This window comes from Saliphagus infecundisoli, from assembly GCF_020177375.1.
Taxonomy (GTDB): domain Archaea; phylum Halobacteriota; class Halobacteria; order Halobacteriales; family Natrialbaceae; genus Saliphagus; species Saliphagus infecundisoli.
Window position 1 is genome coordinate 101,043 of record NZ_JAIWHV010000006.1, and the last position, 21,961, is coordinate 123,003.

The window sequence follows — 21,961 nt, forward strand, 5'->3', positions numbered from 1 at the left end:
GAACCGACGGACTCAGCCCGCCCCGGAGCCGTCGGTCGCCGCCGCGGCGCTCGTTCCTTCGTCGCCGTTCCCGTCGGTTTCCGCGTCCGGTCTCTCCCCGTCGTCCCCTTCCTCGCCCGAGGCGACCTCCGCGGCTCGTTCGTACATCCCGTCCGCGACCTCGTGGCGGTAGTAGAGCCCGAGCCCGATCGCCGCGACGATATTCGAGAGCGTCACCGCCCAAAAGACCCCGACGACGCCCGCCCCGAGGACGTAGACGCCGACGGCGGCGATCGGCAGCCGGGCGGCCCAGTACTGGAGGAGGGTCGCGACCAGGCTCGTCCGGGTCCGGCGGGCGCCGTTGAACCCACCTCTGAGAAGGTAGGTCGCGCCGATCGCCCAGTAGCCGTAGGCTAAGATCTGGAGGTAGTCGGCGGTGAGCTCGAGTTCCGTGCCGGTCGCGTCGGGGACGAACACGAGCGTCAGCGTCTCGGGGACGAACCACTGGACGGCGCCGACGAGGACGAGAGTGCCCGCGGCGAGTGCGACCCCGATCCAGGTGGTCCGGCTCGCCCGATCGGGGCGTTCGGCCCCGAGGTTCTGGCCGATGACGCTCTGGGCGGCGTGCTGGAGGCCGGTCGCGGGGACGAACGAGACGGTCGCGACCTGGGCGCCGATCGTGTAGGCGGCGACCCCGGCGGTCCCGCCGGCGACGGTGACGATGGCGATCATCACGACCCGGACCGCCTGGCTCGCGGCCGACTGGGCGGCGTTGGGCCAGCCGATCGAGACGATCTCGCGGAGGTCCTTCGTGTGGAAGACGAGGACCGAGCGGTCGATCAGGAGGCCGCTGCGCCCGCGGAGGGCCATCCCGATCCCCAGAAGCAAGCCGCCGGTGTAGCCGATCCCGGTCGCGAGCGCGGCGCCGGCGACGCCGAGTTCGGGAAAGAGCCACCAGCCGAAGATCAGGAACGGGTCGAGGACGGCGTTCGTACCGATCGCGAGGACGTTGATGTAGAGGGCGGCCCGGGTGTCACCCCAGCCGACGAAGCCGCTCTCTAAGGTGTCGCTGGCCGAGAATATCGGCATCGCGAGCGCGTAGACCGTGAGGTAGGTCGCGGCCATCTCGCCGACGCGGGGAGTCGTATCGAAGAGGCCGATGACCTCACCGGCGAAGACCGCGGTGACGAGGCCGACGACGAGTCCGAGGACGAATCCCAGTATCGTGCCGTTGACCGCCGCCCGCCGGCCGGCGACGAGGTCGTCGGCACCCACCCGCTGGGAGACGAGGATCTGGGTGCCGACGAGGGTCCCGATCGCGACGACGCCGAGCAGGGCGACCAGCGGGAAGTTGAGTCCGACCGCGGCGACGGCGTCGGCGCCCAGCCGGCCCAGCCAGAAGAGATCGATTACCTGCTGGGCCACCTGCACCAGGTTCTGGACGAGCAGCGGTGCCGCGAGGACCAGCAGTGCCCGCGCGAGCGAGCCCTCGACTATCTCCTCGCGGGATACGTCCAACATCTGTTCGGGAAGGTTCCTCAGTATATCCCGCGAATCCGCATATATACGTTTGGATATTTCCTTTACAAACAGGAGTCGTGGCGGGTCACGGAGGTGGGTTTTTCACCACCGAGACACCAGTGACGGTATGAGCCGCTCGCGAAAGCCCGGCTGGCTGAAGACGCGACCGCCCTCGGGCCGGGAGTTCGCCGACATCCGGGAGACGCTTCGCGACCACGACCTCCATACGGTCTGTGAGGAAGCCAACTGTCCGAACTTGGGCGAGTGCTGGAGCGGGGGCGAGGGAGGAAGCGAGGGCGGCACGGCGACGTTCATGCTGATGGGCGATCGCTGCTCGCGGGGCTGTAACTTCTGTGACGTCGAGACCGGGGGAATGGAAGCACTCGATCCCGACGAACCCGAAAACGTCGCCGAGGCCGTCGCCGAGATCGGCCTGGACTACGTCGTCCTCACGAGCGTGGACCGCGACGACCTGCCCGACCAGGGCGCGGGCCACTTCGCCGAGACGATCCGCGAGATCAAAGCGCGCCATCCCGGCATCCTCGTGGAGGTCCTAATCCCCGACTTCCGGGGCGAGGAGGAGTTGGTCGAAAAGATCGTCGAAGCAGACCCGGACGTGATCGCCCACAACGTCGAGACCGTCTCCCGGCTCCAGACCCCCGTTCGGGACCGGCGAGCGGGCTACGAGCAGAGCCTCTCGGTACTGGAGTACGTCGATCGCGTCTCCGAGATCTACACCAAGACCTCGATCATGCTCGGCCACGGCGAGTACGACCACGAGGTCTATCGCACCCTCGCCGACTGCCGGGAGGCCGGCGTCGACGTCGTCACCCTGGGCCAGTACCTCCGGCCCTCGGAGTCCCATCTCCCCGTGCGCCGGTACGACCACCCCGGGAAGTACGAGACCTGGCGCCGGGTCGCCGAGGAGGAACTGGGCTTTCTGTACTGTGCCAGCGGCCCCATGGTCCGATCGTCGTACCGTGCCGGCGAGCTGTTCGTCGAGGCCGTCCTCCGGGAGGGAGAGAGCGTCGAGCGGGCCCGCGAGCGAGCCCACGCGGTCGGAAACTGACGTTATCGGAGCGGACGTGCGGGGCTCGTTCTCGATGGCACCGCTGGCCCGACTCCGCGTCTGGCGTCCTGGTCGTCGTTCCCATCGTCTCCGTCGTCAGCCTCGTCATCATCGCCGTCCGCCGCTCCGGCGTCGCTTCCGGTCCCGTTACCACGACCCTCCTCGGGCGTGTAGACGTAGAGGCAGTCGTTCGAGTACGACCGCCCGAGCTGGGCGGCGTCCTCACAACAGAGAACCCGCCCGTCGTCCATCACGTAGACGTTGTCGACGTTAATCAGCGCGTCGTCGGCGACGTCGGCTGGATCGGTGGCGTCGGGGCCGACGATGACGGGCTCGAGCGTCGAGACGTCGTACTCCTCGTCGAGTCGCCCCCGGTAGACGATACCGCCGTCGACGCGGTCGAGCCGGATTTCGCCGTCGTCGTCCGCCATCCCCTCGTTGAGCTCCGAGATGCCGAAGTAGACGTAGTCGCCGGGACCGGCGCCGTCGACGCTGTCGACGCCTTCGGCCTTCCGGAACTCGATCGTCGCGCCGATCTCCTTTGCGGCCGCGCGGGTCTCGAGGAACGGCACTTTCCGGAGCTCGTCGTCGACGCCGTCGTAGCCCTCGCTCTCGTACTGGCTCGCCCACTCGACGATCTCCTCGTTCGTGACGTAGTTTCGGTTCCCGTTCTCGATCACCTCCCGGTCGGCTTCCTCCATGATCTCCTCGGTGACCTCGTCGCCCTCGTTCCAGTCGGAGTGGGCCTCGAGGTAGTTGGCCTGGGTGACGTCGTCGTACGTCTCGATCCAGCCGGCGATCTCCGCGTTCGAGCCGTGGGCCATCGGGATCCATTCGATCTCGAGGGGGACGTCCGCGGGCGACCCGCCCCGTGCAGCGGCCGCGTTGGTCACGAGCGGGGCATAGAGGGTTCCCGAGAGCGCCATCGGGTCGTCGTAGCAGGTGATCTTCCGGTCGGCGACGAACTTATAGATGCCCTTGTTCACGCCGTCCGAACAGCCATAGACCGTCTTCAGGTCCGACTGGACGTCGGGTGCCTCCCAGGAGGCCCGTCCCATCACGTAGTACTTGACCGGCTCCGGGGTGTCGGCCGTTGGCTCGCGGATGTCGACGTGGTAGCCGTAGTCGTAGGGGTTGGGGTAGACGTCAGCGATCGGGGTTGTGGCGCTCTCGTCGCCGCCCTGATCGACCGGGTCGGCTCCGAGGTAGTACGCGAGGAACTCGACGCCGGTCAGCGCCCACGAACCCTGGACGCTCCAGGCGTCGTCGCCGTAGTAGCCGTCGACGGCCTCCTGGATCGCACTCGGGTTCGGCCGGTTCCAGAACTGGGCGGCGCCGGTCAGCCCCTCGCCCGAGCCGGTCTCGACGATCTCGCCGGCGGTCGCCATCGGCGTGACTCGCGGATGGGCGTAGTTCTCCTCGGAGGAGAGCATCGTGTTCCACGGGCTCAAGTCGCCGTAGCAGTTGATTCGGGTGCCGCCGATCTCGCGGAACGCCTCGGTGTTCGCGATGTTGATCGCGTGCTCCAGGTCGGCCTCCCACTCGCCGTCCACACAGGAGATCGGGATCCGCGAGACGTTTCCCGGGCTGTTCTCCCAGTTGGTGAAGAGATAGCCCTCGGTTCCGTCGTCGTCAGTGGCGACGAACTGGTTGCAGTCGGGGTTGTACGCCGCGTCGCCGTACTGGGTCCCCGCGAAGTTCACGGCCTCGCCGTCGGGCGTCGAGCCGGTCGCCGACGTGATGTTCACGCCGTCGGGCGTCTGGACGACGCCGAGTTCCTCGCTCCCGCCGTTGATCGGATCGTGGCCGTGTGCGAGATACGTGAATCCGCCGCCACCGCCGCGGACGACCCCCCGTTCCTCGTTGGTCTGCGGGGTCGAGAGCTCGTCGAACTCGTCGCTCTCCCCGTTCATCGTGAACCGAAAGCCGCTGAAGTAGCCGATCCCGGCCTCGGCGTAGGGACCGGGGTTCTCGCGGCTCGGATGCTGGACGCTGTACAGCGGCGTCCCGTCCTCGAAGACGAACGGTCCCGTCACTTCGGCGCCGAGCGCCGTCGAGGAGAAGCGTTTGAGCTCGCCCCGCACGTGCGGTGCGTGCGGCGTGTCCCCGTCTTCCTGGGCGCTCGCCGTGGTTGCCACGCTCGCGCCGAGCGAGGCCGCCACCGACGTCGCCATCAGCTTCCGCCTGGTGAACTCGACCATGCGGTCGATTCCACCGCATCTATTTTAAAGACGTTTTATAATATCACTCCGTACGAATCCGACCCATCGGTGGGTATCGGGACCGATATATAGCGGTCCGTTCGGGACGTACTCCGCGGGGGACTCCCGATAACAGGTCCGAGAACTGCCGGGATCGGTGAACGGAAAACCCGGTCGACGTGACTATCGCCGGTTTCGTCGCCGTAGCCGTTTCGTGCGCCGGATCCGGCTGCGAGTCACTCCATCCCCCGCTCTCTCGCTCCGTTCCGGATCTCCTCGGCGCGTTGGCGGACCCAGGAGACGTACCGGTCGACCTGGGCCGTCTTCACGCCGTAGAAGGAAGCGACCCAGTTCTCGTCGGTGAAGGGCTGAGTCAGGAAGTACGCCGCGAGGGTGTCCCGTCCGGCCTGGATGATCTCCGGCGGGACGCCCCGTTCGCCGGTGCCGGCCTCCTCGAAGCCGTTGACGTCGAAGTAGACGTCCACGTACAGCTCGGCGAGGTCGGGATCGTCGAACTCGAGTCCCTCGTGGCCCGGCGCCTCGAACCGGTAGCTGGGGCCGTCCCGGGAACGGGTTTCGACGATGCGGACGTCGAGAACGTACGCCGCGTGGATCGACTCCTCCTCCATCGTGGCCGGGTCGTCGGTTCGTGACATGGGTAGGGTCGTCGGTCGGGTTCCGCCCGGAAAGCGGGTCGACACACGTCAACGTCCCCGAACGGGCGCTTAAACGTATATAATTCGGCTATGAGCGCCCTCGAGCCCCCAGTATCCCTATATAGGATCAGGGAGGTTCCGGAGGGTGGTTCCACCGCTCGCGAACCGGGTCCCGGAATCGGTCGCCAGCATCTCGCGTCGGATGTGGGACGGCCCGAAACGGGACCCGTTCGAGGGATCGGTAGCCTGGCCGGGACGGTGGACCGTTCGACCCCCGGCCCGTATTCTGCGGATCGGGTACCGACCGGCGGTTTCGGTGGTCGATAGGTCGGTATCCGGCGGTTGCTGGCAAGAATCGTACCGAGAGCAAGCTATTTACGAAATGCCTTTAACGCGAGCGATAGAAGATGAAGATATGTGCCGGAGGGCTTCGCCGTGAGTACGCTACAGTCCGATCCCCGAGAGCGCGTACAGGTGTTAGACGAGTCGGGCGAGGTCGTCGAGGGGGCTCGAGTCCCCGACCTCTCCGAGGAGGAGTTCCTCGAGATCTACGAGGACATGCGTCTGGCTCGCCGGTTCGACGAGCGGGCCGTGAGCCTCCAGCGCCAGGGCCGGATGGGGACGTACCCGCCGCTGTCGGGCCAGGAGGCCGCCCAGATCGGGAGTGCCTACGCCCTCGCCGACGACGACTGGATGTTTCCGAGCTACCGGGAACACGGCGCCTCGCTCGTGCGCGGTCTCTCCCTGAAACGCACCCTGCTGTACTGGATGGGCCACGAGACGGGCAACTACATTCCCGAGGACGTCAACATCTTCTCGGTGGCGGTACCGATCGCGACCCAGATCCCCCACGCGACCGGCGCGGCGTGGGCGTCGAAGCTGAAAGGCGAGGAGAGGGCCTTTCTCTGTTACTTCGGCGACGGCGCCACCAGCGAGGGCGACTTCCACGAGGGACTGAACTTCGCGGGCGTCTTCGACACCCCCACCGTCTTCTTCTGTAACAACAACCAGTGGGCGATCTCGGTCCCCCGCGAGCGCCAGACCGCGAGCGCGACGCTCGCCCAGAAGGCAGAAGCCTACGGCTTCGAGGGCGTCCAGGTCGACGGGATGGACCCGCTCGCGGTGTACAACGTCACCCGAGACGCCATCCGAAAGGCGAAGGATCCCGCCGAGGACGAACTCCGGCCGACGATGATCGAGGCCGTCCAGTACCGCTTTGGCGCCCACACCACCGCCGACGACCCCTCCGCGTACCGCGACGACGACGAAGTCGAGGAGTGGAAGGCAAAGGACCCGATCCCCCGTCTCGAGACGTTCCTGCGGGACAACGGGATGTTGGACGACGACCGCGTCGAGACGATCGGGGAGCGCATCGAGGACGAGGTGGCCGACGCGATCGAGGCCGCCGAGGAGGTCGAACGGCCCGAACCCGAGGAGATCTTCGCACACGTCTACGAGGGGATGCCCAAACGGCTCCAGCGCCAGATGGAGTGGTTCGACTCGATCCGCGAGAAACACGGCGACGACGCGCTTCTGGAGGAGTAAGATGGGCGAAACCGAAACCGAATCACGCACGCTAGTCGAATCGGTCCGCGACGGCCTCGCCGGCGAGCTAGAGCGCGACGAGGACGTCCTGGTGATGGGCGAGGACGTCGGCGAGAACGGCGGGGTCTTCCGGGCGACGGAGGGCCTCCACGCCGAGTTCGGCGACGACCGGGTGATCGACACCCCCCTCGCCGAATCCGGAATCGTCGGCACCGCCATCGGGATGGCCGCCTACGGACTGAAGCCGGTCGCCGAGATCCAGTTCCTCGGGTTCATCTACCCCGGATTCGACCAGATCGTCTCCCACGCTGCACGCCTGCGAACGCGCTCGCGCGGGCGATTCACGTGTCCGATGGTCGTTCGTGCCCCCTACGGCGGGGGAATCAGGGCGCCCGAACACCACTCCGAATCGAGCGAGGCCTTCTTCGCCCACCAGCCCGGGCTCACCGTCGTCGTCCCGAGTACCCCACACGACGCTAAGGGGCTGCTCGCGAGCGCGATCCGCAGCCCCGATCCGGTGATCTTTCTCGAACCGAAGCTGATCTACCGGGCGTTCCGCGAGGACGTTCCGACCGAGCCCTACGAGGTGCCGATCGGCGAGGCCGCCGTCCGCCGCGAGGGAACGGATATTTCGGTCTACACCTGGGGCGCGATGGCCCGGCCGACGATGGAGGCTGCCGAGGAACTCGCTGGCGAGATCGACGTCGAGGTGGTCGATCTCCGGACGCTCTCGCCGCTCGATGAAGAAACGATCGTGGAGTCCTTCGAGAAGACCGGGCGGGCGGCGATCGTCCACGAGGCGCCCAAGACGGGCGGCTTTGGGGCCGAAATCGTCGCGACCCTCCAGGAGCACTCGCTGCTCTACCAGGAGGCACCCATCGAGCGCATCGCAGGGTTCGACGCGCCGTTCCCGCTGTATAGCCTGGAGGACTACTACCTGCCCGAACCGGCACGGATCACGGAGGGCATCAGGGAGGCGGTGGAGTTCTGATGGTCCGGGAGTTCACACTCCCCGACGTCGGGGAGGGAGTCGCGGAGGGCGAACTGGTCTCCTGGTTCGTCGAGGAAGGCGACGCCGTGAGCGAGGACCAGCCCGTCGCCGAGGTCGAGACCGACAAGGCCCTCGTCGAGGTCCCCTCGCCCGTAAACGGCACCGTCCGAACGCTCCACGCAGAGCCGGGCGAGGTCGTCCCCGTCGGGGACGTGATCGTCACGTTCGACGTCGAGGGCGAGTCCGCCGCGGAAACCGAAGCACCGACGACTGAAAACGGCGAACACCGCGACGAATCGACCGACGACGAGAGCGAGGAAACCGCGAGGGTCGAATCGAAATCCGAGGGGGAGCCCGAGACGCCCGACGACCGGGTGTTCGTCCCGCCACGGCTCCGCCGGCGCGCCCGCGAGGAGGGGGTAGACCTCGGCTCGATCGCGGGAAGCGGTCCCGGCGGCCGGGTGACGGAGGCCGACGTATACGTCGCCCTCCGTGACGACTTCGAGGCCCGTGAGACGACTCCCGCGACCGACGAGGGCGGTTCGGAGACGACCGAAGCGACGGCGACGGGCGCGGTCGCCGAGGCCGACACCGAGCCCGCAGCCGGAACGGCACCGACGACGGCCGCCGGGAGGGCGGGTGGAGAGGGTGCCGACCGCGACCGCACCCTCGCGGCGCCGGCGACCCGCCGGGTCGCCCGCGAGGAGGGCGTAGATCTGAATCGGGTGCCGGCGAGCGACCGGCGCGACGGCGAGGCGTTCGTCACGCCCGAGGCCGTCCAGGAGTACGCTGCGGCCCAGAGGGAGGCCCAGGAGGCCGACGCCCGGGCCGTCGCCGGCGGTCCGGCGAGTGACGAGGCGGGCGCCCGCGAGACCCGCACGCCGTTCTCGGGGGTCCGGAAACGGATCGCGGAGGCGATGGTCGAGTCGAAGTACTCCGCACCCCACGTCACCCACCACGACGCAGTCGACGTCACCGAACTCGTCGCCACGCGCGAGCGGCTCAAACCCGTCGCCGAGGAGCGGGGCATCTCCCTGACCTACATGCCGTTCGTGATGAAGGCGGTCGTCGCCGCCCTCGAGGCATTCCCCGAGATGAACGCGATGATCGACGAAGAGACGGACGAGATCGTCGAGAAGCACTACTACAACGTCGGCGTGGCGACGGCGACCGACGTCGGCCTGATGGTTCCAGTCATAGAGGACGTAGACCGGAAGGGACTGCTCCAGCTCTCCTCGGAGATGAACGAACTGGTCTCCCGGGCCCGCGAGCGCTCGATCAGCCCCGACGAACTCCGGGGGTCGACCTTTACCGTGACGAACGTCGGCGGCATCGGCGGCGAGTACGCCACCCCGATCATCAACTACCCCGAGGCCGCGATCCTCGCGATGGGCGAGATCAAACGCAAGCCCCGCGTGGTCGAAGGTGAGGACGGCGAGGAGACGATCGAACCACGGTCGGTGATGACCCTGTCGCTGTCGTTCGACCACCGGCTGATCGACGGCGCGACCGGCGCGCGCTTTACCAACGAGGTCATGCGGTATCTAGAGAACCCAGACCTGCTCCTGCTGGAGTAGGGGAAACTCGCGGCAATTCCTGCGATTTTATACGGTCGGCGGGCGAGGAAGGAACCAATGGTCGTCGGAGACGTCACAACCGGAACGGACGTGTTGGTGATCGGCGGCGGGCCCGCGGGGTATACGGCCGCGATACGGGCCGGACAGCTTGATCTGGACGTGACCCTGGTCGAGCGGGAGGCCTACGGCGGCACCTGCCTCAATCACGGCTGCATCCCCTCGAAGGCGCTCATCACGGCGAGCGACCTCGCCTACGAGGCGGGCCACGCCGAGGAGATGGGGATCCACGCCGACCCCGCGATAGACCTCTCGGGGATGGTCAACTGGAAGGACGGGGTCGTCGATCAGCTGACGGGCGGCGTCGAGAAGCTCTGCAAAGCAAACGGCGTCGATCTGATGGAGGGCACTGCCCGGTTCGCCGACGAGGGAACGGTCCGGGTCTCTCACGACGGCGACGGCCAGGGCTCGGAGTCGGTGTCCTTCGAACACGCCATCGTCGCGACGGGCTCCCGACCGGTCGAAATCCCGAACTTCGCGTTCGACGACGAGCCCGTCCTCGACTCGCGGCAGGCGCTCGCGCTCGATTCAGTCCCCGACTCGCTGGTCGTCGTCGGCGCGGGCTACATCGGGATGGAACTCGCGGGCGTCTTCGCGAAACTCGGGACCGATGTGACGGTCGTCGAGATGCTCGCGGGGATCATGCCGGGCTACGAACGCGACCTCGTCCGTCCGGTGAAATCGCGTGCCGAGGACCTCGGGATCGACTTTCACTTCGAACGGACCGCGACGGAGTGGGAGGACGCGAAGGACGGAATCCGGATCCACACCGAGCCCGCGGGCCAGGCGGCCGCCGATGGGGGTGGCCCGGCGGAGACAGCGGACGAATCCGACGCCGAGGACGAACTCGCGTTCGAAGCCGACCACGTCCTCGTCGCGGTCGGGCGTGCGCCGGTCACGGACACGCTCGACCTCGAAAACGCCGGAATCGAGACCGACGAGCGGGGCTTTATCCCGACCGACGACCGCGCCCGGACGGAGGTCGATGGGATCCTCGCCGTCGGCGACGTCGCCGGCGAGCCGATGCTCGCCCACAAGGGCAGTGCCGAAGGGAAGGTCGCCGCCGAAGTCGCGGCCGGGGAGCCAGAGGCGATCGACTATCAGGCGATGCCCGCGGCCGTCTTCACCGACCCCGAGATCGCGACCGTCGGCCTCACCGAGGCCAAAGCCGAGGATGCAGGCTACGACCCTCTGATAGGAAAATTCCCGTTCCGGGCAAGCGGCCGGGCGCTGACGGTCGGCGAGACCGACGGCTTCGTCCGGATCGTCGCCGACGACGAGGGCTACCTGCTCGGTGCGGCGATCGTCGGCCCCGAGGCCTCCGAGCTGATCGCCGAACTCGGCCTCGCGATCGAACTCGGCGCGACCCTAGAGGACGTCGCGTCGACGGTCCACACCCATCCCACCCTCGCCGAGGCGACGATGGAGGCCGCCGAGAACGCGCTGGGTCAGGCGATCCACACGCTGAATCGCTGACGGTAACCGTTTTCACTCCGCTGGCAGTTTCTCCGATAATGCCGGAACGAACGCTCGTCGTCGGTACGAGCGGTTTCCTGGGGTCCGAAGTGACCCGTCAGCTCCGGGACGCCGACACTGACGTGGTCGGCACCGTTCACGAAGGGAAGGTCCCGATATCCGGGGTCGAGACGGTCGGGTACGACTTCTGGAACGACGATCTCGGGACGATACTCGACACGGAGGGGATCGAACGGGTCATCTTCGTAGCGACCGTCGAGCGGGGGGACGGCCGGAATCGGGGGCTCTTCGACCGATCTCTCGATCGGTTCGTGGACGCCTGTCGCGACCGGCGGGTCGTCTACGTCTCGACGGACGCCGTTTTCGACGGTGCTGACGGCCCGTACGACGAGGGTAGCGATCCGTCTCCGGCGAGCGAGTACGGACGGCGCGTCCGGGCGTTCGAACGGGTCCTCGAAGATCACTGTCCCGACCACTGTATCGTCCGGCCGAGTTACCTCTATGGCTTCTCCGGGGGAACGCTCGATCCTCGACTCGCGGCTACGCGTGAGCGGATCCGTGACGGCGAGACGGTCGCGTACTTCGAGGACGCCTACAAGAGCCCGATCTCGATCGGCGACGCGGCCGAAATCGTCACCGACCTCACCCGCCACGAGGTGACTGGCGTCGTTCACGCCGCCGCCCCCAGAACGAGCATCCACGAGTTCCATCGGGCGGCGATGGACGCGCTCGACGAGCCCGCAGGACGGGTCGTCCCGGAATCGGTTCCTCCCGAGTCCGACTACCCGCGCGATACGTCGCTCGTCTCGGGCCGGCTCGAGTCGGTCCTTGGAGCCGACCCGGGACCGGTTTCGGAGGCTCTCGAACGGTCGAGGCCCTGATTCGGACGATCGGTTACAGGTCATTGCACCGCCGGTCGAAACACGGCACTTCGATCGACCGGTACATCGTTGTCACCGACCGTATCAGACGACGTCGACGGCGCCTTTCATCCCCTGGCGTTCGTGAGGCGTACAGATGTAGGCGTACCTACCCTCCGCCTCGAACTTGTGTTCGAACGTGTGACCCGCCTCCCCGGTCTGGTCGCTCTCGAAGGTGCCCTCGCGTTCGACGACGTTGTGGCGGCCGCCCGCCCCGGTCCACTCCCAGACGACGGTCGTTCCCCGGTCGACCCGGATCGCTGTCGGGAAAAAGGCGAGGCCGTCCCTGCCGGCACCGACCTCGACGCCCGTCTCTCCCTCCCCGGTCCGGTCGACCGTCCCGGGATGGTCGGCGTTTCCGAGCCAGCCGCCGTAGTCGGGTTCGTTCTCGACCATCTCCTCGTCGGCGTAGGGGTCGTCCTCGCCGAGACAGCCCGCGAGCGCGAACGCGCAGGCGACGAGGAGGGGGCGTCGCGAGGTCGATCGCATATCCCCGTTTTCGGGGCCGGCGCCATCACGGTTTCGAGCCCGCCCGGCGTACCCGACCCGCCGGGGCCGGTCAGCCGAGACCGAGCAGCGACCGCACCGTCCGGGTGCGGACGCCACACTCGTCGGCGTACTCGTAGTGCTCGCACTTCGAGCGGTTGGTGGTCCGCTCGGGCAACCCCTCCATCCCGCGGACGGTCGAGAGCGTCTGGCGGTACTCGGCCTTCCGGCGGGTCGAGAGCGTGATCCGACGGATCACGCCGTAGCGAGGGTACTCTACGCAGGCGGTCTCGATCCGTTGCTGGCGGTCCCAGGCCAGGGCCTTCGCCGCCGCGACGGCGTGGACCGACTGGGCGTGCCAGACACCCTGTTCGGGTGGCTCCCCGACCGAGACTATCGAGGGCTCGAGGGGCTCCTCGAGCACCTTGTGGACGATCCCGTGGCAGTCCTTGCCCGCGACGTAGACGTCCCGCGCCGCGGGGTCGCGGATCGCCTCCCACCGACCGCTCTCCTCGAGCCGGTTCCGGGTGGCCTCGAGGGTCCGGCGGTACGCCGGGGGATCGACCGCGACCGGTTCGGCCGCGAGGTCGGCGTCGTCGGCCGCCAGCAGGTCCGAATACCGGACGGCGAGCGACCGCCGGTCGCCCACCTCGGGAGGCGGTTCGCGGTCGTCCTCCCGATCCCGGTAGTAGTACTTTCGGGGGCAGTAGGCGGCCGTGCCGAGGTCACTGAGCGCGACCAGCGAACCGTCGTCCGCGGGAGTCACGGGGCGTCTGGCCACCCGATCGTATAAAACCCGCGGACGGAGTGGATCGGTCGCGGACTCCCGCTCGTGGCGGTCCGTCAGGGGGATCGGCCCGCGGCCGGAACCATCGTCGACAGGTTTACCAGTCGGTACTCCGACTCCCTACAGGAGCGTGCGGTACGGTTCCATCCATCGTACCGTGGGCGGCCCGGCGGGAATCATGACATTCGAACGCATGCGGCGACTCGGCGACGCCGGAGAGGGGCCATGAGCAGACGGATACTCGAGGGCGTGACCGTTCTGGATCTCTCGACGTTCGTCACCGGTGGCTTCTGCTCGGCGATGCTCGCCAACCAGGGCGCGGAGGTCCTCAAGGTCGAACAACCCGGCTACGGCGACGCCATCCGCCACTCCGGACCGCCCTTCGTCGAGGGCGAATCGCCGTACTACTGGACGCTGAACTACGGGAAGAAGAGCCTCGAACTCGACCTGAAGGAGCCCCGGGCACGGGAGGCGCTGTACGAGTTGGTCGAGGAAACCGATGTTTTCGTCCAGAACTTCCGGCCGGGCACCGCAGAACGTCTGGAGGTCGATTACGACACGATCGCCGAGCACAACGAGGACGTGATCTACCTCGCCATATCGGCGTTCGGCCAGACGGGTCCCTGGCGCAAACGCTCGGGGTACGACCTGCTGATCCAGGGGATGAGCGGGATCATGAGCGTCACCGGCGAGGCCGAGCGCCAGCCGGTGAAAGTCGGCCTGCCGATGACGGACCTGATCACCGCGATGTGGGCCGCCTTCGGCGCGACGACCGCGCTCTACCGCCGCGAGCGCACCGGCGAGGGCGAGTACGTCGATCTCGGGATGCTCGAGGCGACGCTGCCCTGGCTCACCAAACAGGCCGGGATGGCCTTCGCCGGCGAGAAGACCGGACGGATGGGGACGAAAGATCCCGTTCTCGCGCCCTACCAGACCTACGAAACCGCGGACGGCTACCTCAACGTCTGTGTCCTCAACGAGAAGCTCTGGGCCGAACTCTGTGGGGCCATCGACCGCCCCGACCTCCCCGAGGACGACCGCTTCGAGACGAACGCAGACCGGGTCGAACACGTCGAGGAACTCGAAGCCGAGCTGGAGGCGACCCTCCGTGAACGGACGACCGAGGAGTGGATCGAGGTCATCGCCGAGGACGCCGGAGTTCCGGCCGGGCCGGTCTACGACGTCGAGGAGGCTCTGAACAATCCCCAGATCGAGGCCCGGGGGACGATCACCGAACTCGAGCATCCCGAACTCGGGACGATCCCGGTGATCGAACACCCGCTGAAGTTCGAGGGCGCCGACAGCGGCTTCGAACTCCCGCCGCCGCTGTTAGGCGAGCACAACCGCGAGGTGTTCCGGGAACTTGGCTACTCCGAAGGAGAGATCGACGAACTGGCCGAGGCGGGCGTTTTCGGGGACGACGGCGGGGAGTGAAGTTCACCAGTCAGTCGTCGGCGGACAGCGAGTCGAGGACGAACTCGTCGATGGCCCGGCGGGCCTGTTCGGGGGCGTCCTCGTGGCCCAGCGCGATCCGGCGCCCGCGGGCGGCGTGGATGACGTCCGTGAGGAGTTGGCCCATCAGTTCGGCGTCGACGGCGCGGAACTCCCCCTCTTCTATTCCCCGCTCGACGACCTCGACAACGCTGCCCCGGATCCGGTCGTAGTGGTCGTCGAACAGCGCCCGGTGGTCGTCGTCGTTCTGGGCGTAGGTGTAGAGTTCGTGGTAGACCTTCATCCGGTCCCAGTGGCCGAACTCCTCGAACTCCGGGCCGAACAGACACTGGTCGATCCGGGCGTCGAGTTCCGTCCTCGGGTCGGCGTCCTCCTCGACCTCGACGCTTCCCTCGTACTGGTCGATGACGTACTCGAGAAACGAAGACATCAGGTCGTGCTTGCCGTCGAAGTGGTAGTGGATGACCTGTCTCGTGAGATCCATCTCCTCGCCGATGTCGCGCATCCGGAAGTCCGTATAGCCGTGCTCGCTCAGCGCGCGGAAGGTCGCCTCCATGATCACGTCCTCGGTGTCCTTCGCCGAGACCGTCTCGCCGGGGTCGCTCATACCGACTCTCGTAGAGAGACCCACATAACACGAACGTTCCGATCCATCGCGTCCCTTACCGGGCGGTAAAGTTTTACCCTCGCGGTCAGATTACCGTACCGCCCATGACACGAACGATCGTGAAGAACGGAACCGTCGTCTCCCTCGATCCGGAGATCGGCCAACTCGAGGAGGGGGACGTCCTGATCGAGGAGGGAGAGATCGTCGAGGTCGGACGCGGGCTCTCGACGGACAACGCCGAGGTCATCGACGCCGAGGGCCGGATCGTCCTGCCGGGGTTCGTGGATTCACACGTTCACCTCGCACAGACCCAGGTCCGGGGGATTGCGGGCGACTGGTCGCTCATGGGCGAGTACTTCGAGCACATGCTCGGTAACGTCACCGGACTCTACCGGCCGGAGGACATGTATCTCGGCGGCCTCTTCGGCGCCTTCGAGAAGCTCCATACGGGGACGACGACGGCCCTGGACTGGTCGTACCCGAACACGCTCGAACACGGCGAGAGAGCGGTCGACGCGCTCCGGGACGCCGGACTGCGTGCGGTGTACACCTACGGCCCGCCGGGCGACGACGCCGCCAAGTGGTGGTTCGAGAGCGACGTCGGCCTGCCCGAGGAGAACGTTCGTGACCTCTACGAGGAACGGATCCGCGACGACGACCTGCTCGGTCTGGCGCTCGGGCTCCGGGGACCGGATTTCTGTACCGACGACATCGCCCGGGGCGATCTGGAACTGGCCCGCGACCTCGGCGTCCCCGCGACGGTCCACATGGGTGCGGCGTGTTGGCCCTCGTCGGTTTACGGCGACGACTACCAGGGCTTTGGCTGTCTCGAGGACATGCTCGATTCCGACGTCAACGTCGCCCACGGGAACCACTTCTCCCAGGAGGACGTAGACCACGCCGTCTCCCAGGGAGTCTCCTTCTCCTCGACCCCCGAGGTCGAGATGCAGATGGGCCACGGCATTCCGGTCACCGGGAAGGTTCTCGAAGCCGGCGGCCGGCCGGCCTGGGGCGTCGACGTCTGTTCGGACGTCAGCGGCGACGTGACTTCCCAGATGCGGATCGGGCTCCAGGTCCAGCGAATGTTCGAGAACCAGGCGATTCTGAAGGGTCACGAGGAGGTCACCAAGGTCGGGATCACCGCGCGGGACACCCTCGAGATGGCGACGATCGAGGGCGCGAAGGCCCTGGGGTTAGAGGATGATATCGGGACGCTCACGCCGGGCAAACGCGCCGATCTGATCACGGTACGAGCCCACGACTTCATGACGGCACCCTCGCACTCGCCGATCCAGACCGTCGTCTTCCAGTCCGATCCCTCCCACATCGAGACGGTGCTCGTAGACGGCGAGGCGGTCAAACGCGACGGCAAACTCCTGAACCCCAAAGTCGAGGGGGAGTTCGACCGGTTCGTCGAGTCGGGCCGGCGCCTGATGGACGAAGCCGGGATCGATCTCTGAGTACGGACCAAAGTACCTACCACGACACCCATCCACGTATCCACCCATGAGACTCGGACAATACCGAACGGAAGACGCGGACCGACAGTGGTGTGGCGTCTCGACCGACGACGGCGTCGTCTCGCTCCCGGAAGCCGGCGAGAGCGCCGGAATCGAGATTGGCCCGGGAACGACTGACCTGCTCGCCGGCTGGGAGTGGCAGCGAAAGGCCGAGTTGGCCGTCGAGTACGCCGCCGAGACAGGGATCGGCCTCCACGACCACGAAGCGGTCGAACGGGCCGCCCCCGTTACCGACCCCGGGAAGATCGTCTGCGTCGGGCTCAACTACCGGGACCACGCCGAGGAGGGCGACAACCCGATCCCCGAGGAACCCGTCCTCTTCTCGAAGTTCCCGACGTGCGTGACGGGGCCCGAAAGTTCGATCGCGTGGGACCCCGAGCTCACCGAGAAGGTCGATTACGAGGCCGAACTCGTCGCCGTCATTGGCCGGGAAGCCCGCCGGGTCGATCCCGAGGAGGCCATGGAGTACGTCGCCGGCTTCACCGTCGGCAACGACGTCTCCGCGCGGGACCTCCAGCACGGCGACGGCCAGTGGGTTCGGGGCAAGAGCCTCGATACGTTCGCGCCGATCGGCCCCGACCTCGTGACGACCGACGAGATTGAGGACCCCCACGACCTCGAGATCTGGACCGAGGTGAACGGCGAGCGCCTCCAGGAATCGACGACCGACCAGCTGATCTTCGGGATCGACGACCTCGTCGCCTTCTGCAGTCGGGCGTTTACCCTCCGACCGGGGGACCTGCTCTTTACGGGAACGCCCCCCGGCGTCGGCGTCTACCGGGAGCCGCCCGTGCTCCTGGAGGACGGCGACAGCGTGACGGTGGGGGTCGAGGACGTCGGCGAGTTGACCAATTCCTGTCGGTACGGGTAGTCGGCCGGGAGACGGGCGGAACCGCTCGGATACGGGTCGACTCCCTCCCGCCTCCGGGACCGGAGCCGAACCCCCTCCCGTGGCAGACGCGGCGGGCCTCGACGGGTGTTTCACCCCCCGAGACGATCCCACCTCGTGAGACAATCCCACCCAATTAATATATCTGACTATCACCCCTGTTGACTGGTAGGAGAGGAACCGCCACGGGACGGCTATCCTCACCGAGACAACAAATGGCAAGCAAGACATCAGACGTGGATATCGAGGCGGAGACTGCGGCGGAACCAACGGAGCCGACCGAAACCGGATCGGGGCTGGACGAGAACGTCGCGGGGGCGCTCTCGTATCTGTTCGGGTTCGTCACAGGACTGATCTTCTTCCTGATCGAAAAGGAGAACCGGTTCGTGCGGTTTCACGCCGCCCAGAGCATGGTCGTTACCGGCCTGCTCTTCCTGGCGTACGTCGCTCTCAGCATCGTCGGAACCGTCATTTCGACGGTGCTGTTCGCGAGCACGAGCACGTTCCTCGTCGGCAGCATCGTCTCGCTGGTCCTCGGACTGGTCTGGCTGGCGCTCATCGTCGGCGGGTTCGCGCTCTGGGTCTACCTCATGGTCAACGCCTACCGGGGCGAGACCACCCGACTACCGGTGGCCGCGGGGATCGCCGACAAACTGGTCTGAGCGGTGGTTCCCACGAACCGGGGGGAGAAACCGACGGCAAGGGTCGAGACCTACGTCGACGACGAGTACGGCTACCGGCTCGTGTACCCCGCCGACTGGCGCGTCGAGGCCGAGCCGGCGGGCGGGGCGTCGTTCGACGACCCGCGGGGATCGGCCGGCGCGACCGTCACCGTCGACGACGGCGTCGACTGCACGCTGACGGCATACGTCGCGGCCTTCCTCGACGCCCTCGAGGCCGACGACCACATCGGATCCCTCGAGGCCCTCGACCGCCGGGACGTCGCCCTCGAGGGCGGACGAACGGCGAGCGTGGTCGAGTACGCCTACCGCTCGGACGGCGAACGCTGGCGGCTCACCTACCTCTTCGCGCTCGCGGAGGGGACCGGCTACGTCCTCGGGGTGGACTGGAACGACGAGGACGACCTCGACGAACTCGCGACGCGGGTCGCCGAGTCGTTCGCCCTCGAGACGGACTGAAAACGGACCGGAACCCGAAAACGACACGGACGATACATCATGCACGAACCACGCGGACGAACCGGACTGGATCGCCTCTTGAACATTCGGCTCACTGCCCACACCCTCGTGGTGGTGGCGGTCGTCCTCTCGGTCGCCCTCGCCGGGTGTACCGGGATGGGCGGGCTCGGCGACCTCGGCGGCGAGGACGACGGCGTCGCGGAGGCAGACTCCGCCGACGACGGCGAGAGCGACGGGAACAGCGGCGACGATGCGGCGGACGACGGCGCCAGTTCGGACGGTGCCGGGGATAGCGACGACGCGGGCGATGGCTCGTCGGGAGCGGGCGCCGACGATAGCGACGGCGACGTCGGCCTCGACTCGATGGTCGGCGACGGCGCGGACGGCGAGTGGTTCAACCTGAGCGCTCCCGGCCACTATGCGTTCGATCTCGCCGGAATGGACGAGGAGACGGGTGAACAGGTCACCGGCCGGCTGGTCTACGACATCGAGGACGCGGGCAACGAGGAGGTTACGACGAGCATCGACTACGAGTTCGGTACCGAACAGTACCAGTCGACGACGACCGGGCCCGCCGACGAAGTGATGGGCCAGCTGTTCCTCACCCAGGCCCACGCGCCCGTGCTCGCCCTCCAGAGCGCTTCCCTGCTCTACTACTTCGAGATGGGCTTTACGGACCCCTCGGTCGGCAACCGCAAGCAGACCACGGTCGACGGCCAGACCCAGGTCACCGAAGTAGTCGAGGAACGCTCCTACGCGGGCGTCGACTGCTACTTCGTCGAGACGACCGTCGACGGCGAACTCTCCCAGCAGAGCTGCCTCCGCGGCGCCGACGGCGGGATCGCCCCCTACGTCGCGACCTACACCGAGGACGGCGACCTCGAGCTCGAGGTCGAACTCGCCAACTACGAGTCGCGATGACGAGGGAGTTCACCATGACGTCTGAACCATCCAACTCGGGTGGCACATCCGAAGGGTCTCGAGCACGTCCGATGGGAGTGCACCGCCGATCGATCGTGGGCGCTCTCGTTGGGTGCGTTACTCTGAGCCTGAGTGGCTGTCTCAGCACGGAGGCCATTACCGATCGGGTCAAAGCCGAAGCCACGGATCGCGCGGGTGACGAACTCGGCGAACGGGTTGGTATCGATATCGAGATTCCCGACGATCCACCCGAAACCAACGACGACGAGTGGCGACTGTACGAGTTCGGAGCCGGCGAACACTACGAGTACCGTGTCGAGAGCGAGGAAGACGGGGCTGGCGTCTTTCTCTGGACCGTCGAAGACGCCGGTGACGACCGTCTGACCGTCGAAACCGAGCTGACATACGAAGAGGGTGAAGAGTTCGCCCGGACGGTGACCGGAACCGAGGACGAGATCTTCTCGCAGCTGATGACGACTCCGGCTGCGATCTTCATCGGCTCGGGATTGTACTCGCCCCACGTCGCGGCCAACGAAGGCGTGTACGTCGGGTACGAGTGGCGCTTCGGCACTGAGGAGGGCAGCCTGCGGTACGCAGTCGAGGATACTGCCTCCTACGTCGGAACGGAGTGTTACGTGGCCGTAACGGAGATCAACGACACGGTCGTCCACGAGAGCTGTCTCGCACCCGAGCTCGCGTTTCCGGCATACGTCGCGTACTATGACGACGAGACGGGTGAGACGCTTCTCGAAATGGAGCTGGTCGAGTATAGCGGAAGCGAATAACACCCACTGAGACGGACCAATGAGAACGGAAGACACCGAAACCAACGGAGAACCGACCGACGAACGGGCCGAAGAAAGAACAACCGCGGATCCAATTGGCGTGGAGACACCCGATTGGGGACTCACAGAGCGCGGAGCATCAAGGATGATCGGAGCGGCCAGCGACCGTACAACCCGAGCCGATCAGCAAAGAGGGATTCGGGAGATGGGTCCTGTTGGAATCGCGCATGTGACTGGCAGTCTTGGTCGCAGCGAGACGTGGGCCGCCACGGTGAGTGACGACTTAGAACACCAATGAAACTACACTTCATCAAAGCGACCGGCGTCTTCTTTCGGACGTTGCCGTTCGTCGCACTACGACTCGCCGTCGGAGGGCTGTTCGGTCTCCTGACGGTCCTCTACTTCGGGGTCATTGGGTGGCTAGTACTTACGCTGCTGGACGCGGGGACCCTCTCTGGACCGATCGCCGGGATCGGGCTGTTCATTGCGACGCTTATCTTCCTCGGTGTGATGCGACTCGCAAGGCGATACGTCCTGTATCTGGTTGCCGCGGGCCACATCGCCGTCATCGCCCATATCGTCGACACGGGTGAGACTCCATCGAATCAGATCGCGTTCGGGACGAGCAAAGTAAAGGAGAACTTCGCGGGGGCGAGCGCACTGTTCGTCGTCGATCAGCTGGTGAAATCGGTCATCAGGCAGTTCAACAATACGGTGATCTCGCTGTCGAATCTCCTGAGTTTCGTCCCGACGCTCGGCAACATTCTTGCGGTGCTTCGCCGAGGGATCGCACTCGCCGCTTCCTACATCGACGAGGCAATCCTCGCACACGTCTTCCTCAACGAGGACCAGAACAACTGGCGGGCCGCTCGCGACGGGGTAGTGCTCTACGGCAAGACCTGGAAGCCGGTGTTAGCGTCGACGCTCATCATCGTCCTCGGAATGTATGCGGTTGCGTTCGGCGTTTTGTTAGGCTTGACCCCGTTGGCGGCCGTCTTCGGTGGCCTCTCGCCGACGTATGAGATCCTCGGCTGGGTCGTCGTCGGTGGAATTGCGCTGACGGTCTACCTCGGCGTGCTCCGCCCCTGGGTCAAGACGGTCGTGATTACGACGTTCCTCGTCGAATCCCGAGAGCTGACACCGGACAGCGACACGATGGACTTCATCGCGACTCGTTCGCAGAAGTTCAACGAACTCGTGGCCAACGCGGAAGCCGAAGCATCCGATGACCCATCACCTGGTGACGTCCCGGGTAATGAATTACCCCGCGACGAAAAACCAACATGAGGAGTTCGGCACCGTTCGGCCGGACTATTCGAGATCGATAGTTCTGATACGCAACCTGTGACTACAGTTCACATGGACATCGATTCGCTCCGGCCG

20 protein-coding genes are annotated in these 21,961 nt (G+C 66.5%); 14 read left to right on the forward strand and 6 right to left on the reverse strand.

Translation table 11 applies throughout. The features are described from left to right. Window positions 1-12 precede the first annotated feature (12 nt). Complete coding sequence (locus LCF40_RS10485) at window positions 13-1,500, reverse strand: MATE family efflux transporter (protein WP_224828431.1); 1,488 nt, start codon at window positions 1,498-1,500, stop codon at window positions 13-15. Window positions 1,501-1,549: 49 nt separating this feature from the next. Here LCF40_RS10485 and lipA point away from each other — a divergent pair, with 49 nt between their 5' ends. Then, the gene (gene lipA, locus LCF40_RS10490) at window positions 1,550-2,569 is read left to right on the forward strand and encodes a lipoyl synthase (RefSeq protein ID WP_263623652.1); all 1,020 of its coding nucleotides are present in this window, start codon (window positions 1,550-1,552) and stop codon (window positions 2,567-2,569) included. 2 nt (window positions 2,570-2,571) lie between these two features. On the opposite strand, the gene LCF40_RS10495 is transcribed toward lipA, so the two are convergent. Then, window positions 2,572-4,770: an alkaline phosphatase PhoX gene (locus tag LCF40_RS10495; protein ID WP_224828433.1), complete on the reverse strand. Its 2,199-nt coding sequence runs from the start codon at window positions 4,768-4,770 to the stop codon at window positions 2,572-2,574. Between the two features lie 236 nt (window positions 4,771-5,006). Next, entirely contained in the window at window positions 5,007-5,426 is a 420-nt protein-coding gene (locus LCF40_RS10500; RefSeq protein WP_114576096.1) for a hypothetical protein, read from the reverse strand. A gap of 435 nt (window positions 5,427-5,861) precedes the next feature. Between LCF40_RS10500 and pdhA the strand changes: the two genes are divergently transcribed. The 5 genes from pdhA to LCF40_RS10525 are packed head-to-tail and all read left to right on the forward strand — an operon-like array spanning window position 5,862 to window position 11,953. Then, on the forward strand, window positions 5,862-6,971 hold the full coding sequence (pdhA, locus tag LCF40_RS10505) for a pyruvate dehydrogenase (acetyl-transferring) E1 component subunit alpha (protein WP_224828434.1): 1,110 nt from the start codon (window positions 5,862-5,864) through the stop codon (window positions 6,969-6,971). 1 nt (window position 6,972) lies between these two features. After that, window positions 6,973-7,962, forward strand: a complete 990-nt coding sequence (locus LCF40_RS10510; protein ID WP_224828435.1) for an alpha-ketoacid dehydrogenase subunit beta — start codon at window positions 6,973-6,975, stop codon at window positions 7,960-7,962. Continuing rightward, window positions 7,962-9,539, forward strand: a complete 1,578-nt coding sequence (locus tag LCF40_RS10515) for a 2-oxo acid dehydrogenase subunit E2 (RefSeq protein ID WP_224828436.1) — start codon at window positions 7,962-7,964, stop codon at window positions 9,537-9,539. Before LCF40_RS10510 ends, LCF40_RS10515 begins: the two co-directional genes overlap by 1 nt. A 57-nt stretch (window positions 9,540-9,596) precedes the next feature. Next, window positions 9,597-11,072 carry a dihydrolipoyl dehydrogenase gene (gene lpdA / locus LCF40_RS10520; RefSeq protein WP_224828437.1) on the forward strand — a complete coding sequence of 492 codons (1,476 nt, stop codon included), beginning with the start codon at window positions 9,597-9,599 and terminating at the stop codon, window positions 11,070-11,072. Between the two features lie 38 nt (window positions 11,073-11,110). Beyond that, entirely contained in the window at window positions 11,111-11,953 is an 843-nt protein-coding gene (locus LCF40_RS10525) for a sugar nucleotide-binding protein (RefSeq protein ID WP_224828438.1), read from the forward strand. An 84-nt stretch (window positions 11,954-12,037) separates the two neighbouring features. On the opposite strand, the gene LCF40_RS10530 is transcribed toward LCF40_RS10525, so the two are convergent. Together LCF40_RS10530 and LCF40_RS10535 are read right to left on the reverse strand one after the other, a co-directional pair. Then, a complete protein-coding gene (locus LCF40_RS10530; protein WP_224828439.1) occupies window positions 12,038-12,481 on the reverse strand; it encodes a halocyanin domain-containing protein in 444 nt (147 codons plus the stop codon). 70 nt (window positions 12,482-12,551) lie between these two features. Further along, a complete protein-coding gene (locus tag LCF40_RS10535; RefSeq protein WP_224828440.1) occupies window positions 12,552-13,244 on the reverse strand; it encodes a hypothetical protein in 693 nt (230 codons plus the stop codon). Between the two features lie 246 nt (window positions 13,245-13,490). Here LCF40_RS10535 and LCF40_RS10540 point away from each other — a divergent pair, with 246 nt between their 5' ends. Further along, window positions 13,491-14,699: a CaiB/BaiF CoA transferase family protein gene (locus tag LCF40_RS10540; RefSeq protein WP_224828441.1), complete on the forward strand. Its 1,209-nt coding sequence runs from the start codon at window positions 13,491-13,493 to the stop codon at window positions 14,697-14,699. Between the two features lie 10 nt (window positions 14,700-14,709). On the opposite strand, the gene LCF40_RS10545 is transcribed toward LCF40_RS10540, so the two are convergent. Further along, a complete protein-coding gene (locus LCF40_RS10545) occupies window positions 14,710-15,324 on the reverse strand; it encodes a TetR/AcrR family transcriptional regulator (protein ID WP_224828442.1) in 615 nt (204 codons plus the stop codon). A gap of 104 nt (window positions 15,325-15,428) precedes the next feature. On the opposite strand from LCF40_RS10545, the gene LCF40_RS10550 reads away from it, so the two are divergent. The 7 genes from LCF40_RS10550 to LCF40_RS10580 all read left to right on the forward strand — a co-directional run bounded on the left by LCF40_RS10550 (window position 15,429) and on the right by LCF40_RS10580 (window position 21,865). Next, window positions 15,429-16,784 carry an amidohydrolase family protein gene (locus LCF40_RS10550; protein WP_224828443.1) on the forward strand — a complete coding sequence of 452 codons (1,356 nt, stop codon included), beginning with the start codon at window positions 15,429-15,431 and terminating at the stop codon, window positions 16,782-16,784. Between the two features lie 46 nt (window positions 16,785-16,830). Continuing rightward, window positions 16,831-17,715, forward strand: coding sequence for a fumarylacetoacetate hydrolase family protein (locus LCF40_RS10555; RefSeq protein WP_224828444.1), 885 nt, complete (start codon window positions 16,831-16,833; stop codon window positions 17,713-17,715). A gap of 233 nt (window positions 17,716-17,948) precedes the next feature. After that, window positions 17,949-18,395, forward strand: a complete 447-nt coding sequence (locus tag LCF40_RS10560) for a DUF4870 domain-containing protein (protein WP_224828445.1) — start codon at window positions 17,949-17,951, stop codon at window positions 18,393-18,395. A 3-nt stretch (window positions 18,396-18,398) separates the two neighbouring features. Further along, window positions 18,399-18,872, forward strand: a complete 474-nt coding sequence (locus tag LCF40_RS10565) for a hypothetical protein (RefSeq protein ID WP_114576085.1) — start codon at window positions 18,399-18,401, stop codon at window positions 18,870-18,872. Window positions 18,873-18,911: 39 nt separating this feature from the next. Beyond that, window positions 18,912-19,793, forward strand: coding sequence for a hypothetical protein (locus LCF40_RS10570; protein WP_224828446.1), 882 nt, complete (start codon window positions 18,912-18,914; stop codon window positions 19,791-19,793). Window positions 19,794-19,864: 71 nt separating this feature from the next. After that, complete coding sequence (locus tag LCF40_RS10575) at window positions 19,865-20,578, forward strand: hypothetical protein (protein ID WP_224828447.1); 714 nt, start codon at window positions 19,865-19,867, stop codon at window positions 20,576-20,578. A 294-nt stretch (window positions 20,579-20,872) separates the two neighbouring features. Continuing rightward, entirely contained in the window at window positions 20,873-21,865 is a 993-nt protein-coding gene (locus LCF40_RS10580) for a hypothetical protein (RefSeq protein ID WP_114576082.1), read from the forward strand. Window positions 21,866-21,961: the final 96 nt, after the last annotated feature.